Source organism: Limosilactobacillus reuteri (genome assembly GCF_020785355.1).
Lineage (GTDB): Bacteria > Bacillota > Bacilli > Lactobacillales > Lactobacillaceae > Limosilactobacillus > Limosilactobacillus reuteri_I.
Genome location: NZ_JAJGVH010000073.1, coordinates 16888 through 34069, shown reverse-complemented (window position 1 = coordinate 34069; position 17182 = coordinate 16888). Strand labels below are relative to the sequence as shown.

The window sequence follows — 17182 nt, the reverse complement described above, 5'->3', positions numbered from 1 at the left end:
TTCTTTTGTTCTATGATATATTTAGTATATATCTATAAAATGTGGTGATAACAATAGAATTAGATAGAAATCAGCATTCAGTATACTTACTTAATTACCATTTGGTAATGGTGGTTAAGTATCGTCGAAAAGTAATTAACGATGAAATATCTGAATATCTTAAACATCGTTTTGTAGTTGTAGGACAAGCATACGGCATTAATTTGCAAGAATGGAATCATGATCAGGACCACGTACATGTTTTGTTTAGAGCAACGCCTCATACGGAAATGGCTAAATTTTTAAATGCTTACAAATCGTCTAGCTCCAGAATGGTCAAAAAACAATTTCCAGAAATCAAGCAGTATCTTTGGAAATCAGCCTTTTGGACACAAAGCTATTGCTTAATTAGCACTGGTGGAGCGCCTTTAGAAGTTTTAAAACGATATATTGAAAGTCAAGGGAGAAAATAATGGTTCTAAAAGCCGTTAAAATGCGCATCTATCCAAATTTAGCACAACGAAATCAGCTCTGGCAAACCTTCGGTTGTGTTCGTTTTGTATGGAATCAAATGCTTAATATGCAAATTGAACGGCGCAAGAACAATCCGGAAGCTAAATTTGTGAATGCCTTTGGGATGAATAATCTGTTGAAACAACTTAAGGTTGAGTATCCTTGGTTGAAACAAGCAGAATCAACTGCTTTGCAAAGTGCTAATCGCAATTTAGCCGATGCTTTTCAACGCTTTTTTAAAGGTCAAAATAAGTTCCCTCGATTTAAATCCAGAAAATATTCTCAGAGCTACAATTCAAAGTACGTTAATGGCAATATTAAAGTTTTAGATTGCCATCATATAAAGTTACCAAAACTCGGTATCGTCTATTTTAGGGCTGGTCGATTGCCAATGGGTAAAATTAAGAATGTCACTGTTCGTCTGAACGTTGCTGGTCAATATTACATTACTGTTTTAGTGGAAAGCGAAAACCAAACTCTTCCTAAAACAAGTAAATATATTGGTGGCGATTTAGGACTTAAGTCATTACTTAATCTTTCAGATGGATGCAAGGAACCGATCAATCATTTTGAAGACAAATACCGTAAAAAGTTGTATCGTTGGGAGAAATTGCGTAGTCGTCGGTTCTTAAAGGCCCAGCAGGAAATCGCCTGGGATCATCATAATAAAGTGTTAGTTCCACGGCAATTAGACGATTTTAAGAATTATCAGAAAGCTCGTATTATGGTGGCGAAGTATCGGCAAAAGATTGCCAACCAACGGTTGGATCAGCTACAAAAATTCACTACTAAATTGGTCAAAAAGTACGACATCATTGTGTTGGAAAAACTTAATACTAAGGGAATGATGAAAAATCACCATTTAGCTAGAGGAATCGCTAACGCTAGCTGGTCAAAATTAGTAGATATATTGCAATATAAGTGTGACTGGTACGGTAAAAAGCTTATTCAGGTCAATCCGTCATATACTAGCCAAATTTGTGCTAATTGTGGGAAGAATAATCATCGGTTAGGATTAAATAAATCGGAATGGTTAGCGGTACGTGAGTGGGATTGTCCAAACTGTGGTAAACATTTAGATCGTGATATTAACGCTGCACAAGTCATCTTGCAAAAAGGATTAGCTATCCGATAGATAAAGTTAGGCTCGGGACGAGCCTTGGTTAATAGTCGTAACCTCTGCTTGAAGGTTCGTTCAGAATCGGTAGGGTAAGTATGCGATGTTTCCAGAATCTCCCACTTCAAGCATTAAACCGTAGGTTTAGCTAAGTGGGAGTAGTTCAATTTGGCTAAAATTGAATTGTTATGATAAAACTATGTAACAATTTACTGTGGATTGACAAATCGAAATTTGCCTCTGGTATAATAAAGGCTATAATTAATTGGCAGACGTGAATTTTTAAGAAGTGTCTGTAATTAATCTTAAGTACATGATAAAAAATGGAGGAACAATTAGTGTTTTCCAAAAGTAAACATGATGAAATAAATCAGCAACTTGATATGGAACGTATTCCTAATCATATTGCAATTATTATGGACGGTAATGGTAGGTGGGCACAGAAACGGCACCTTCCACGGGTTGCTGGTCATAAGCAGGGAATGCAAACAGTAAAAAAGATTACAATTGCTGCTAGTGAATTAGGGGTAAAAGTCTTATCATTATATGCTTTTTCAACCGAAAACTGGAAACGTCCTTCTTCAGAGGTAAGTTATTTAATGCAGTTGCCTGTCCGCTTCTTCTCAACATTTGTTCCAGATCTTGTCAAACATAATGTTAAGGTGACAGTGATGGGAGATATTACGCAACTACCTGAAGCTACGCAAAAAGCTGTTAAAGACGCAATGGCTGATACAGCCCACTGTACAGGAATGATTCTCAACTTTGCTTTGAACTATGGAAGTCGAGATGAGATCACTCAAGCTGCTAAAAAGATTGTAGAAGACGTTCAAAATGGGAATTTGGCACTTGCGGATATTGATGAAGATTCGTTTGGTAAGTACTTGATGTCAGCACAGTTAGGTCAATTTGCGGACCCTGACCTGCTAATCAGAACAAGTGGCGAAGAGCGGATTAGTAACTTTATGCTGTGGCAAATTGCTTATAGTGAATTGGAGTTTGTTCCAGAACACTGGCCAGACTTTGATGAAGATTCATTGCGATCAGCAATAATTGCCTATCAAGGACGTCATCGGCGGTTCGGTGGGCTAAAAAATCAATAAATAATAAGGGGATTTTGTTTTGAAAACACGAATAACGACCGCGGTAATTGCACTTGCAATCTTTATACCGCTTATTATATATGGTCATTGGCCATTAACAATTGCAGCAGTTGCCTTAGGAATGGTTGCAATGTCAGAAGTATTGGTAATGAAAAAAATGTTTGTAATTTCGTTTGAAGCTTTGATCAGTTATCTGGGGGTTGCTTTATTAATATTGCCGGATAGCTGGCTTGACTTCTTACCCAGCGTTGCAACTCGATGGTTCGGATTCTATATTTTAGTTGTTCTACTTCTATTACATACGGTTATTCGAAAACAACGCTTTACTTTTGATGATGCTGGGGTTTTAACATTGGCAATGCTCTATATTGGAATGGGATTTCGCTACTTTATTGCTGCCCGGGCAATCAATTTTCAAACGCTATTATATGGAATGCTAATCGTTTGGATTACAGATAGTGGAGCATATTTAATTGGTCGAAAACTCGGGAAAAATAAACTTGCTCCTAAGATTAGTCCTAATAAAACTTGGGAAGGTTCAATTGGTGGTACATTAGCGGCTGTTATTATTTTGGCTATTTATTGCTACTTTATCCCTGTTGGCGCAGGTTGGGTAACAATGATATTCGTTACTTTGATTCTTTCAATCTTCGGTCAATTTGGTGACTTAATCGAATCATCATTAAAACGCTACTACGGTGTGAAGGATTCAGGAAAAATTCTTCCAGGCCATGGTGGAATTTTAGATCGGTTTGATAGTATGCTAATTGTTATGCCAATGCTTCATTTATTAGGGATCATTTAATCAAACGTAAGGAAGAGATTTTTTGATAATAACAATTATTACATTTATTATTGTTTTTGGAATCCTTGTCCTTGTTCATGAATATGGTCATTATTATTTTGCTAAACGAGCAGGAATTCTGGTTCGTGAATTTTCAATAGGAATGGGTCCAAAAATTTGGTGGAGACGAAAAAATGGTACTACCTATACTATTCGAATTTTGCCCCTCGGTGGTTATGTTCGTTTAGCTGGGGCTGATGATGAGGACCAAGATGAGTTAAAGCCAGGTACCCCGCTAACGATTCAACTAAATGATCAAGATAAAGTTATTAGTATTAATGCTAGTGATAAAACAACCTTATTTCAGGGGATCCCCCTTCAACTAGTTGCTTGTGATTTAGAAGATGGCTTATGGATAAAAGGATATGTCAATGGGGACGAAGATCAGCTAAGGGTATATAGTGTTGACCATGATGCAATGATTATTGAGCGAGACGGAACCGAGGTACAGATTGCTCCACGTGATGTGCAATTTCGTTCAGCAAGTCTGCCTGCTCGGATGATGACCAATTTTGCTGGTCCGATGAATAATTTCATTTTGTCCTTAGTGGTATTTATCATTCTTGGCTTCACCTTAACGGGCGTACCAACTAATAGCAATCAGTTAGGGCAAGTGAATGCTGGTTCCGTAGCTGCCAAAGCGGGCTTAAAAGCAAACGATCGGATTGTTAAGGTTAATAACCAAAAAATAAATAATTGGACTGACCTTTCAACGAATATTTCAAATAAGCCTAATAAGACAGTGTCAGTAACGTATGAGCGTGGCAATAAAACTTATCATACTAAGCTAACACCAAAAGCGGTTGAGCGAGGTCATCAAAAAGTTGGCCAAATTGGAATTGTTGAAAAGCAAGAGAGAAGTTTAGCTGCTCGATTAAAGTTTGGTTGGCAACAATTTATCCAAGCGGGAACATTAATCTTTAGTGTTCTTGGCCACATGGTTACTCATGGGTTTAGCTTAAATGACCTTGGTGGACCGGTAGCAATTTATGCTGGGACATCGCAAGCCACCTCATTGGGAATCAATGGAGTTTTAAATTTCTTAGCCCTCTTATCAATCAACTTAGGAATTGTTAACTTATTACCAATTCCAGCATTGGATGGCGGGAAATTGTTATTGAATATTGTTGAAGCGATCATTCGGCGACCAATTCCTGAAAAAGCTGAGGGAATTATCACAATGATTGGTTTCCTAATCTTACTAACACTTATGGTTCTAGTAACATGGAACGATATTCAAAGATATTTTATTCGGTAATTAAAAAAACAAAGGAGTATATTTTTTAATGAAACAGTCAAAGGTATTAATTCCAACAAAAAAAGAGGCCCCAAGTGATGCGGAAGCCTTAAGTCATAAGATGATGATTCGTGCCGGATACATTTACCAAGTATCTGCGGGGGTATGGTCATATTTGCCATTAGCTTACCGGGTTATTCGAAAAGTAGAAAATATTATTCGTGATGAAATGGATAAGGCCGGAGCGGTTGAAATGCTTATGCCGGGACTTCTTCCAGCTGATTTGTGGAAGGAATCTGGTCGTTACGAAAGCTATGGTGATAATCTTTTCAAACTTAAAGATCGTCGTGACCGTGACTTTATTTTGGGCCCAACCCATGAAGAAACCTTTACTGAAGTATTGCGTGATAGTATTAAGTCGTACAAGAAGCTTCCATTAGTAGTTTACCAATTACAAGATAAGTTTCGTGATGAAGATCGTCCTCGGTACGGTATTCTACGTGGGAAAGAATTTGAAATGCTTGACGGTTATTCCTTCTCAGCAGATCAAGAAGGATTAGACGAAGCCTACAATAATCAAGCAAAGGCTTACCGGAACATTTTTGATCGGATTGGCTTAAACTATAAAGTTATTCTCGCTGATTCGGGAACCATGGGTGGTAAGAACTCACAAGAATTCTCTGCACCAGCTGAAGTAGGGGAAGACATAATCGCTTATACTGATGGAGATTACGCTGCCAATATTGAGAAAGCTGAAAGTAAATTTACTGGTGTACAACAAACAGCAGCTCCGGCACCAATTGAGAAAAAAGCTACTCCGGGTGCTCATACGGTAGATGAAGCTGCGGAAAGTTTAGATCTTGATCCTAATCAAGTAATCAAATCAATGCTTTACATTGCTAAAATGAGTGAAGATGAATACCAACCAGTCTTAGTATTAATGCGTGGCGATGATGAAGTTAATGAAGCAAAGGTAACAAATGATCTTGATTGTGAAGAACTTGAATTAGCTACAGAAGAAGATGCCGAAAAGTACCTTAATGCTCATCCTGGATCATTAGGACCTGTAGGAGTAGGCGAAGAAGTAAAAATTCTTGCTGATAATTATGTTAAGGTCTTAGTTAATATGGCATGTGGTGCCAATGAAGATGGTTACCACTATGTTAATGCTAATATTGATCGCGACTTCCGCGTTGATCAGTTTGGTGACTTCCGGAATGTTAAAGAAGGAGAAATTGCTCCTGATGGCCAACCGCTTAAATTTACTCCCGGAATTGAAATTGGTCATATCTTTAAGTTAGGTACTCATTACTCAAGTAAACTTGGTGCCCAAGTCCTTGATAGCAATGGTCGGTTGACAGACGTAATCATGGGAAGCTACGGTATTGGTGTAACTCGTCTATTGTCCGCCGTTGCTGAACAAAATGCTGATGAAAATGGTCTTGTCTGGCCTGATAGTATTGCTCCATTTGATGTTCACGTAATTCCGGTTAATGCGAAGAAAGAAGATCAAATGGCAATGGCTGATAAGATCGATCAACAATTAACTGAAGCTGGTTATGAGGTATTAGTAGATGACCGGAAAGAACGAGCAGGGGTTAAATTTGCTGATTCAGATTTGATTGGTATTCCAATTCGGGTTACTGTTGGTAAGAAAGCTCAAGATGGTATTGTTGAAATTAAGATCCGTAAAACTGGTGAAACTGTTGAAGTTAAACAGGAAGAGCTAGTAAATACGGTGGGAATTTTACTAAAGCAATTGAACGAAGAAAAAAACAAATAATTTAAACTAATGTGGCTGCGATGTTAAGATAAGTAACGTTACTCGCACCACATTTTTAAGTAGGAGGATTAAACGTGGGATTAAGTCGCCAAGAATTATTTGGAAAACTATTAGAACAAATTCACTTTCCGGAAAAAGACAATTCTGCATTCAGAAATGCCGCAGTTCAATCAGTTGTTGTTCATAAAAAGTCTCGGCAATGGGAATTTCACTTAATCTTTAATAAAGCTTTACCGTATGACCTATTTACGCAGTTCAATCAGAGCTTACAGCTAGGGTTTAAAGATATTGCTAAAGTTAGTTTAAAGATTAGTACTCCCATGACAGAACTTGATGAATCACAGATAGCTAATTATTGGCAGTTCATCATTAATAAGGCAATTAGTGATACACCAATGCTCCAACAAGCTTGCTTACAAACGGCTCCTGAGGTTAAGGATGGGCGTGTGACGCTGGTTGTCGAAAATGAGGTAATTAAAGACTTACTAGCACAGAAAGCATTAGATAAGATTGAAAAATCATACCAAGAGCTAGGATTTCCTAAATTTAGGATTCATCCGTTTGTTGATCAGTCAGCCTCGCAAGCAAAAATTGAAGAATTAAAAGCTAAACACGAGAAGGCCGATGCCGCGCTTGCTGCCAAGGCGGCTGCCCGGATCAAGAAAAATGAGGCCGCAAAGAAGACAGCAAAGAAAAGTGCACCAGTCGCTCCTGCCGATGGTCCAGTCCAACTTGGCCGGTTGATTGATAGTAAGCAGAATGTTATTCAAATGAAAGACATTGAGGGTGAAGAACGATCCGTAGTTGTTGAAGGATATGTATTTAATGCAGAAATTCGCGAACTACGCTCAGGTCGTCAATTATTAACGTTTGAAATTACAGACTATACTTCTTCTTTTGCTGTCAAGAAATTCTCACGTAACAGTGATGAAGAAGCACAATTTGCCAATATCAAAGCAGGAATGTGGTTGAAAGTTCGCGGACCTGTACAAGAAGATACCTGGATGCGAGACTTGGTAATCACGGCTTATGATGTTAATGAAGTAACTCATACAGCGCGTCAAGATAAAGCTCCTCAAGATGATAAACGAGTTGAACTTCATACGCATACAACAATGAGTCAGATGGATGCCACTAATTCGATTACTGAGCTTGCAACTCGTGCTCATAAATGGGGACATCCAGCAATTGCGGTAACCGATCATGGGAATGTCCAGGCTTTTCCGGAAGCATTTAGCGTGGCCCAAAAAACGGGCATTAAAATGCTATATGGGATGGAAGCTAATGTTGTTGATGATGGAATTCCATTGGTATATAACGAGAATCATGAAGAGCTCGCTCATCAGACTTATGTCATTTTTGACGTGGAAACGACAGGGTTATCAGCAATTTACGATAAGGTAATTGAATTATCTGCAGTTAAAATGCAAGATGGAAATGTCTTGGAACGTTTTGATGAATTCATCGATCCTGGTTTCCCGTTATCAGAACAAACAACTAATTTAACTAGTATCACCACTGAAATGGTGCAGGGTTCAAAAACTGAAGAAGAAGTTTTTCAGATGTTCAAGGACTTTTGTAAGGGCTGTATTATTGCTGGTCATAACGTTTCATTTGATATGGGTTTTATGAATACTGGCTATGAACGTCACCAAATGGGAAAAATCGCGGAACCAGTAATCGATACATTACCACTGGCGCGATTCTTATATCCTGATATGCGAGGATACCGATTAAACACGCTTAGTAAAAAGTTTAAGGTAGCGTTGGAACATCACCACCGTGCTAACTATGATTCGGAAGCTACAGGACACTTGCTTTATAAGTTCTTGAAAGATGCTGAAGTCCGTTATGATGTGAAGTATGTGGATGATTTAAACAAGCATATGGAAGAAAATAATGCTTACCGTCATGCGCGGCCTTTTCATGTAACGATTTTTGCGCAGACCCAGGCTGGCTTGAAAAACTTATTTAAGTTAGTATCGCTATCAAACGTTGAATATTTTTACCGGGTACCGCGAATTCCGCGAACAGTGCTGACGAAATATCGTGAAGGATTGCTTTTGGGAACTGCTTGTTCATCGGGAGAAGTATTTACCGCAATGATGGAGAAGGGTTACGATCAAGCACTAGAAAAGGCTCGCTACTATGATTTTATTGAGGTCCAGCCCAAGCCAAACTATGCACCGTTGCTTGAACAACATGTGATTGCAGATGAAGACCACCTTGAAGATATCCTCAAAAATATGGTCAAATTAGGGGATGAGTTGGAGAAAACAGTGGTTGCCACTGGAGATGTCCATTACCTCGATCCACATGATGGAATTTACCGTAAGATCCTGATTAACTCGCAAGGTGGCGCAAACCCGTTAAATCGAACTGAGCGTCCAGAAGTTCACTTTAGAACGACTGATGAAATGCTAAATGAATTTGCTTTTCTCGGTGAAGAAAAAGCCCACGAATTAGTTGTAGAGAATAGTAATAAGATTGCAGCTGAGATTGATGACAATATTCGGCCAGTAAAAGATAAACTTTATCCACCGCATATGAAGGGGGCCGAACAGGAAATCCAAGATCGGACATGGAATACTGCGCGAAAATGGTATGGTGATCCTTTGCCACAACTAGTTCAGGACCGAATTGAATTAGAGTTGAACAGTATTGTTAAGAACGGTTTCTCTGTTCACTATTTAATTGCCCAACGACTAGTAGCTAAGTCCAATAAAGATGGATACTTAGTAGGTTCGCGGGGATCTGTTGGTTCAAGTGTGGTTGCAACGCTTTCGGGAATTACAGAAGTTAACCCGTTGCCACCACATTACCGTTGTCCAAATTGTCAATTTACCCACTTCTATACACAAGGGGAATATAGTTCAGGTTTCGATTTGCCAGATAAAAAATGTCCAAAGTGTGGCACTCTAATGGTAAAAGACGGTCATGATATTCCATTCCAAACTTTCCTTGGATTTAAGGGGAATAAGGTGCCGGATATTGATTTAAACTTCTCCGGTGACTACCAGCCAATTGCCCATAACTATATGAAAGTCTTATTCGGTGAAAAAAATGTATTCCGTGCCGGGACGATTGGTACGGTTGCCGATAAAACTGCATATGGATATGTGAAAGCTTACGAACGAGATACAGAAAAGGAATTTAGAAAGGCAGAGGAGGATCGCTTAGCAAAAGGAGCTACAGGTGTTAAGCGGACTACTGGTCAGCACCCAGCGGGAATTATTATTGTCCCTGATGATATGGATATTTATGACTTTACACCTGTACAGTATCCTGCTGATGACCAAACAGCTGCCTGGGAAACAACTCACTTTGATTTCCACTCGATTCACGATAATATTCTTAAAATGGATATTTTGGGGCATGATGATCCAACGATGATTCGTGCCTTACAAGACCTATCAGGAATTGATCCTCAATCGATTCCAATGGATGATCCAGGGGTGATGGCCTTATTCTCTAGTCCTAAGGTATTGGGTGTAACTGAAGAACAAATTCAAAGTAAAACTGGTACACTAGGATTGCCGGAATTCGGGACGCGATTTGTCCGGGGAATGCTGGAGGATACTCATCCGAAAAACTACTCGCAATTACTACAAATTTCTGGTCTTTCACATGGAACTGGGGTGTGGCTAGATAATGCCCAGGAACTAATCAAACAAGGAATTGCCACTATCGCTAATGTGATTGGTTGTCGTGATAACATCATGACCGACTTAATCCACTATGGAATGGACTCAGAAATTTCTTTCCAAATTATGGAACACGTAAGGAAAGGTCGCGGAATTCCAGACGAGTGGCAAGAAAAGATGCATGAAGCTAATGTTCCGCAATGGTATATGGATTCATGTTTGAAGATCAAGTACATGTTCCCGCGGGCGCACGCGGCTGCTTATGTTTTAATGGCGCTGCGAATTGCTTACTTTAAGGTTTACTTCCCGTTAGTTTATTATTGTGCATTTTTCTCCGTGCGCGCAGATGACTTTGATGTAGTAGCGATGTCTCACGGTAAAGATGCGGTTAAGCAACGGATGAAAGAAATCAATGATAAGGGAAATGATGCCAGTGCAAAAGAGAAGAATCTCTTAACAATCCTTGAACTAGCTAATGAGATGCTGGAACGGGGCTTCAAATTTAAGATGGTTGATATTGAAAAATCAGATGCCTCCGATTGGTTGATTGATGGTGATTCATTAATTGCACCATTCCGAGCAGTTCCTGGATTAGGACTAAACGTTGCTAAGCAAATTGTTGCCGCACGTGAAGAACGGCCATTCCTTTCTAAAGAAGATTTGGCAGAGCGCGGGAAGGTTTCGCAGACACTGATTGATTTCCTCACCGATAATCATGTATTAGATAAGCTGCCTGACGAAAATCAACTTAGCTTGTTTTAAGGAATAACAATGAAAACATGCTTCATTGCTTGCCAGTAGCGATGTTACATGCTACAATAGATTATGGTAAATAACTCGTGGGAGTGAGCAGAGATGCTCGCTCTTTTTATTGCAAATAATGGAGGTGACACGTTTGAGCAGTGTTGTAGAAACTGTAACAGATCTTGTAACGCCGATTTTACAGGACCATGATTTTTACTTATATGACTTAGAGTTTGTAAAAGAAGGTAAAAGCTGGTACCTCCGCGTTTATATTGATAAAGACGGTGGGATTACGCTAGAAGATTGCGCACTTGTCAGTGATGAATTAAGTGAAGCATTAGATAATGTTGAACCTGATCCAATTCCACAGGCTTACTTTTTAGAAGTTTCCTCACCAGGTGCTGAACGCCCACTAAAGAAAGAGGAAGATTATCAACGAGCAATTGACCATTACATTCACATCTCTCTTTACCAACAGATTAATGGTCAAAAGGTTTATGAGGGTACCTTAACGCAATTATCTGATAAAGAAATTACGTTGGATTATTTAGATAAGACTCGTCATCGGCAAATTACGATTGATCGTCAGAAAATTGCCCAGGCCCGATTAGCGATTAAATTCTAGTATTAAAGGAGTGTCGAAAGGTGAGTAAGCCAAAAATTAACACTGAGATGATTGGCGCCCTTGATTATCTTGAAAAAGAAAAGGGTATCAAGAAAGAGATTGTTATTGAAGCGTTAGAACAAGCACTTGAATCAGCATACAAGCAAAATTACGGTGATAAGAATGTTGAAGTAGAATTCAATTCATTGACTGGTAATATTAAAGTCTACGCTGTAAAAACAATTACTGATGATGAAGAAGCAGTCGAAGCAGATAGCAACGAATTCATGAGTTTAGCTGATGCGCGGAAGCTCCCTCATGGTCAAGGTTATGACATTGGCGATGAAATTCGCGAAGAAGTTACTCCTCGTGACTTTGGTCGGATTGCTGCCCAAACTGCTAAACAAGTGGTAATGCAACGTCTCCGTGAAGAAGAACGGAAAATCATTTACGACAAGTACAAGACTTATGAAAACGAGATTATCACTGGTGAAATTTCACGAGAAGATAAGCGTTTCACATACGTTGATTTAGGAGATGGCGTAGAAGGTGCCATGGGCTTTAGAGATAAGATGCCTAATGAGCACTACCATGTCCATGATCGGATTCAAGTATACGTAACGAAAGTAAATGACGATCGTCGGGGACCACAAATCTTTGTTAGCCGGACTGCTCCAGAACTTTTAAAGCGATTATTTGAACGGGAAGTACCAGAAATCAAGGATGGGACTGTCTTAATCGAAAATATTGCTCGTGAAGCAGGTGATCGTGCTAAGGTTGCGGTATACTCAAATGATCCTAATGTTGATCCGGTTGGGACTTGCGTTGGTCCACGTGGTTCTCGTGTCCAAGCAATCGTTAATGAACTTGATGGCGAGAATATGGATATTGTGGAGTACGTTAAGGATCCCGCTAAATTTATCGCTAATGCTTTGAACCCAGCAGAAGTACTTGATGTAATCTTTAACGAGGAGAAGGCAACAAGCGAAACTGAAGATAGCGAAGGGGAAGAAACGACTGAAGGACAAACAGAACGTTCATGCACTGTCGTTGTTCCTGATAGTCAATTATCCTTAGCCATTGGTAAGCGGGGACAAAATGCTCGTCTCGCTGCTCGTTTGACTAAGTACAAGATTGATATCAAGTCTGAATCTGAAATGGCTGAAAATGATCAAGAATCTGAAGAAGTAGCTGATTCAGAAGAAAATATTGACAATAACGAAGAATAACTAGAAATTAAGCAGCGGGGTGAAAATAATGAAAAAGAGAAAAATACCGATGCGTAAAGACATTGTTACCGGTGAAATGATGCCCAAACGGCAATTAATTCGGGTAGTTAAGAATAAGGAAAATGAGGTATCCTTAGACCCAACCGGTAAGAAGCCTGGTCGTGGAGCTTATGTTGCAGTAGATGTGGATATTGCAAAGCGCGCCAAGAAAGAAAAAACTTTTGAAAAAGCTTTTCACGTTCAACTTGATGAATCATTTTATGATGAATTAATCAAGTATGCAGACCACCTACAGGCACGACAAGAGTTATTTGGTAATGATCAAAAATAAAGAACAGGTCTTAAACCTCCTTGGAATCGCTCGGCGTGCCCGGCAACTTCAAAGTGGGGAAGAGATTGTCTTAAAAAATATTCAAACTAAGAAGGCAAAGTTTGTGTTCCTAGCTTCAGATGCTGGAAAGGCTAGTGCAAAAAAGATTACTGATAAATGTAAGTTTTATGGCATTCCTTTTTCAACAGATTTCACTAGGGAACAGCTTAGTCAGGCAACAGGGCAAGCACGAACAGTTTTTTGTGTAATGCAATCAGGTTTTGCAAGAAAGTTTGAGGAACTACTAACTATGAGATAAGGAGTGTGAGCATATGGCCAAAGAACGAATTTATGAATTAGCTAAGGAATTAAAAATGCCTAGCAAAGACTTAGTTAATATGGCCAATCGGCAAGGAATGGGAGTTAAAAGTCACATGTCTTCTGTTACCCCAGATCAAGCGCAACAATTACGTCAACTTGCAAAGGGTGGACAAAAAACAACTAATAATCAACACCAACCAGTAAAGAAAAATGATGGTCACAATAAGCAAAATAACCATCAAGCACAAAATCATAATCAACACCATGATCATGATAAAACTCAAAATGAGCGTCCACAAAAGAAAAACAATAGCCGGCCAAACAATGGAACAAAAGAAAATAATCAACACCAAAACAACGGTGGTCGATTTGGCGGCAGCTTAAATAACGATCAAGGCCGTAATGGCAAACGCTTTAATAAGAAAAATAAGAAGAACAAGAAACACAATAAGAACAAGCGGTTACGTGAGGTAGCTCATAAGCAACCAACACAACGAAAAGATAAGCCGCTTCCAGAAGTATTAGAATATACTGATGGGATGAATGCTCAAGACTTAGGAAAGATCTTACACCGTTCACCAGCAGAAATCGTTAAAAAATTATTTATGCTTGGTGTAATGATTAACCAAAATCAGTCACTTGATAAGGATACAATTGAATTATTAGCAACTGATTACGGTATTGAGGCTAAGGAAAAAGTTCAAGTTGACGTTTCAGACATTGATAAGATGTTTGAAGATGAACAAAATAATACTGAACACCAAGTAACGCGGCCAGCTGTTGTTACCGTTATGGGACATGTTGACCATGGTAAGACAACCTTGCTTGATAAGTTACGTCACTCTCATGTTACTGAACATGAAGCGGGGGGAATCACCCAGGAAATTGGTGCTTACCAAGTTCACTATAATGATCAATTAATTACGTTCCTTGATACGCCAGGACACGCTGCCTTTACTGAAATGCGTGCACGAGGAGCTAATATTACTGATATCACGGTCCTTGTTGTTGCAGCTGATGATGGAGTTATGCCACAGACAGTTGAAGCGATTCACCACGCGCAAGCTGCCCAGACACCAATCATTGTTGCAGTGAACAAGATTGATAAGCCAGGTGCAAATCCAGATCGTGTAACTGAAGAATTAGCAAAGTATAACTTGATTCCTGAAGATTGGGGTGGAGATACGATTTTTGTTAAGATTTCTGCTAAATTTGGCAAGAATCTTGATGAATTGCTTGATATGATTCTACTCCAAGCTGAAATGCTGGAATTGAAGGCTAATCCAGATCAAAATGCAGCTGGATCAGTTGTGGAAGCCCGTCTTGATCAAGGTCGGGGATCAGTTGCTACTGTTTTAGTTCAACAAGGTACTCTTCATGTCGGGGACCCAATTGTTGTTGGTAACACATTTGGTCGTGTGCGGACAATGACAAATGAAAATGGTCGTCGGATTAAAGAAGCCACCCCATCTACTCCTGTTGAGATTACTGGGCTAAATGAAGTACCAGAAGCTGGGGACCGGTTTGTTGTCTTTGATGATGAAAAGACTGCCCGTGCAGCAGGTGAAGAACGGGCTAAACGTGCCATGGATAAGGAACGTCAAAAGACTTCTCACGTTACATTAGACAACCTTTTTGCTACTATGAAGAAGGGTCAAATGAAGACCTTACCAATTATCATTAAAGCCGATGTTCAAGGATCGGTTGAAGCTTTAAGTCAAAGTCTTCAAAAGATTAAAGTTGACGGTGTTCGTGTTGATATTATTCACCAAGCCGTTGGTGCCATTAATCAAAGTGATGTTACCTTAGCTGAAGCATCTAATGCGGTTATCATTGGCTTTAATGTCCGTCCAACTGCCGTAGCTAAGACATTGGCTGATTCTAATAGTATTGATATCCGTCTTCATCGTGTCATTTACGATGCAATTGAAGAAGTTGAAGATGCGATGAAGGGGATGCTTGAACCGGTATACAAGGAAGAAACAATTGGTCAAGTAGAAGTTCGTCAAATCTATAAGGCATCAAAGGTTGGTACAATTGCCGGGGGAATGGTTACTTCTGGTAAGATTACCCGTGATGCAAAGGTTCGTTTAGTTCGTGATGGCGTTGTTATTTACGAAGGTGAATTAGGTAGTCTTAAGCGCTTCAAAGATGATGTCAAAGAAGTTAAGCAGGGTTACGAATGTGGTTTGACAATCGAAAACTACAATGACATTAAGGAAATGGATGTTATTGAAGCCTACAAGATGAAAGAAGTTCCAGTTAAGTAAAAGCTGAGGAGAGATAAAGATGCCAAGTAAACAATATCGAGTAGATCGTTTAGCTCAAGAAATTCAAAAAGATGTTGATGAAATCTTGTTAAAACGTGTTCGTGATCCACGTGTACAAAACGTTACAATTACAGGTGTGGATGTTACTGGTGATCTCCAGCAAGCAACTATCTATTACAGTATCTTGTCAGATCTTGCTTCTGATGCCGAAAAGGCACAGGCTGGATTAGATAAGGCGACTGGGTTAATTCGCAGTGAATTAGGTGCACGTCTTAATATTTTTAAGACTCCAGAAATTAAATTTGTAAGAGACCCATCAGTTGCTTACGGTAGTCGAATTGATCAACTCATTAACGACTTACACAAAAAAGAAAAATAATTAGCAAAAAGGGGAGCGAGACAGAAGTTACTTGTGACTTTGTTTTTCGACGCGAAGCTAGCCTCTGTGAGCCCCCCGTAAGCAACAATAGGCCTCCAACGTTCGGTTTTACCGAGCGATGGGGGCCATTGTTGTACTGCGTTATTTGTCTTTTGCGAAAGTAACTTGACTTATATCACAGCCACTTGGAGGAATAACGATGGATGGAATAATACCCTTATATAAAGAACGTGGGATGACTAGTTTTGCCTGTGTTAGTCGACTACGACAAATTTTAAAAACTAAAAAGATTGGTCATTCAGGGACACTTGACCCAGGTGTAGCAGGCGTTTTACCAATTTGTGTTGGAAATGCTACCAAAGTTGTTGACTATTTGATGCAATCAGGAAAACAATATCAAGGTGAGCTTTTAATTGGGTTTGCGACTACTACCCAAGACCTTGATGGAGATAAAATTGAAGAAAAAGTAGTTGCAGATGAAATTCCCACTAGTGAAATATTAGCAGCCATGAATTCATTAACGGGGACAATAGTACAAATCCCACCGATGTATTCGGCGGTAAAAGTAAATGGAAAAAAGCTTTATGAATATGCAAGAGCTGGTGAAACTGTTGAACGGCCCAAACGGCAAGTGACTATTAGCAAATTTGAATTACTAAGCTCAAAGTATGATGAGGAAAATAAACAACAACGAATCCGCTTTAATGTTGAATGTAGTAAGGGTACTTATATTCGGACGCTTGTTGTTGACCTTGCACGTAAACTAGGATATCCAGGAGTAATGAGTTTGTTAACGCGGTTGAAGAGTGGAGGCTTTACTCTTGATCAGACTTTAAGTTTAGACGACGTTCGCGATGCTGTTGCGACCCAAACTCTCCAGCAATACTTGTATCCTTTAGATTATGCTTTGAAGGACTATCCGCAATTAACGATTCAAGTGGCTCAATGGAAAAAGGTTCAAAATGGGGGATGGCTTTCTCCAAGTGAACTTAATACTAGTGAGAAGGAAATTGTGTTATCATTTGATGGACAAGTAAAAGCACTATATCATTTTGATCCGAAAAATAAAATGTATAAGCCAACTAAAATGTTTGCAGTTAATTGA

General features: G+C 39.3%; 14 protein-coding genes. All 14 read left to right on the top strand.

Annotated elements, in window-relative coordinates; translation table 11 throughout:
• The first annotated feature begins 53 nt into the window (after positions 1-53).
• On the top strand, positions 54-452 hold the full coding sequence (gene tnpA, locus LMB56_RS05240; RefSeq protein WP_035167654.1) for an IS200/IS605 family transposase: 399 nt from the start codon (positions 54-56) through the stop codon (positions 450-452).
• On the top strand, positions 452-1627 hold the full coding sequence (locus LMB56_RS05235) for an RNA-guided endonuclease TnpB family protein (protein WP_156249907.1): 1176 nt from the start codon (positions 452-454) through the stop codon (positions 1625-1627). The genes tnpA and LMB56_RS05235 overlap by 1 nt, the downstream gene beginning before the upstream one ends.
• Before the next feature lie 305 nt (positions 1628-1932).
• Positions 1933-2712, top strand: a complete 780-nt coding sequence (locus LMB56_RS05230; protein WP_229283865.1) for an isoprenyl transferase — start codon at positions 1933-1935, stop codon at positions 2710-2712.
• Between the two features lie 19 nt (positions 2713-2731).
• Complete coding sequence (locus LMB56_RS05225; RefSeq protein ID WP_003665791.1) at positions 2732-3517, top strand: phosphatidate cytidylyltransferase; 786 nt, start codon at positions 2732-2734, stop codon at positions 3515-3517.
• 22 nt (positions 3518-3539) lie between these two features.
• Positions 3540-4814, top strand: coding sequence for an RIP metalloprotease RseP (rseP, locus tag LMB56_RS05220; RefSeq protein ID WP_229283866.1), 1275 nt, complete (start codon positions 3540-3542; stop codon positions 4812-4814).
• A 28-nt stretch (positions 4815-4842) separates the two neighbouring features.
• The gene (locus LMB56_RS05215; RefSeq protein WP_229283867.1) at positions 4843-6576 is read left to right on the top strand and encodes a proline--tRNA ligase; all 1734 of its coding nucleotides are present in this window, start codon (positions 4843-4845) and stop codon (positions 6574-6576) included.
• Between the two features lie 74 nt (positions 6577-6650).
• Entirely contained in the window at positions 6651-10982 is a 4332-nt protein-coding gene (locus LMB56_RS05210; protein ID WP_229283868.1) for a PolC-type DNA polymerase III, read from the top strand.
• Positions 10983-11115: 133 nt separating this feature from the next.
• Positions 11116-11589 carry a ribosome maturation factor RimP gene (gene rimP / locus LMB56_RS05205; RefSeq protein WP_003674323.1) on the top strand — a complete coding sequence of 158 codons (474 nt, stop codon included), beginning with the start codon at positions 11116-11118 and terminating at the stop codon, positions 11587-11589.
• A gap of 20 nt (positions 11590-11609) precedes the next feature.
• Complete coding sequence (nusA, locus tag LMB56_RS05200) at positions 11610-12797, top strand: transcription termination factor NusA (protein ID WP_229283869.1); 1188 nt, start codon at positions 11610-11612, stop codon at positions 12795-12797.
• Between the two features lie 28 nt (positions 12798-12825).
• A complete protein-coding gene (gene rnpM, locus LMB56_RS05195) occupies positions 12826-13128 on the top strand; it encodes an RNase P modulator RnpM (RefSeq protein ID WP_003668183.1) in 303 nt (100 codons plus the stop codon).
• The gene (locus tag LMB56_RS05190; RefSeq protein WP_003665798.1) at positions 13115-13426 is read left to right on the top strand and encodes a L7Ae/L30e/S12e/Gadd45 family ribosomal protein; all 312 of its coding nucleotides are present in this window, start codon (positions 13115-13117) and stop codon (positions 13424-13426) included. The genes rnpM and LMB56_RS05190 overlap by 14 nt, the downstream gene beginning before the upstream one ends.
• Before the next feature lie 13 nt (positions 13427-13439).
• Complete coding sequence (gene infB, locus LMB56_RS05185) at positions 13440-15698, top strand: translation initiation factor IF-2 (protein ID WP_065532820.1); 2259 nt, start codon at positions 13440-13442, stop codon at positions 15696-15698.
• Between the two features lie 19 nt (positions 15699-15717).
• Positions 15718-16077 carry a 30S ribosome-binding factor RbfA gene (gene rbfA, locus LMB56_RS05180; RefSeq protein ID WP_003665800.1) on the top strand — a complete coding sequence of 120 codons (360 nt, stop codon included), beginning with the start codon at positions 15718-15720 and terminating at the stop codon, positions 16075-16077.
• 199 nt (positions 16078-16276) lie between these two features.
• Positions 16277-17182: a tRNA pseudouridine(55) synthase TruB gene (truB, locus tag LMB56_RS05175; protein WP_219285279.1), complete on the top strand. Its 906-nt coding sequence runs from the start codon at positions 16277-16279 to the stop codon at positions 17180-17182.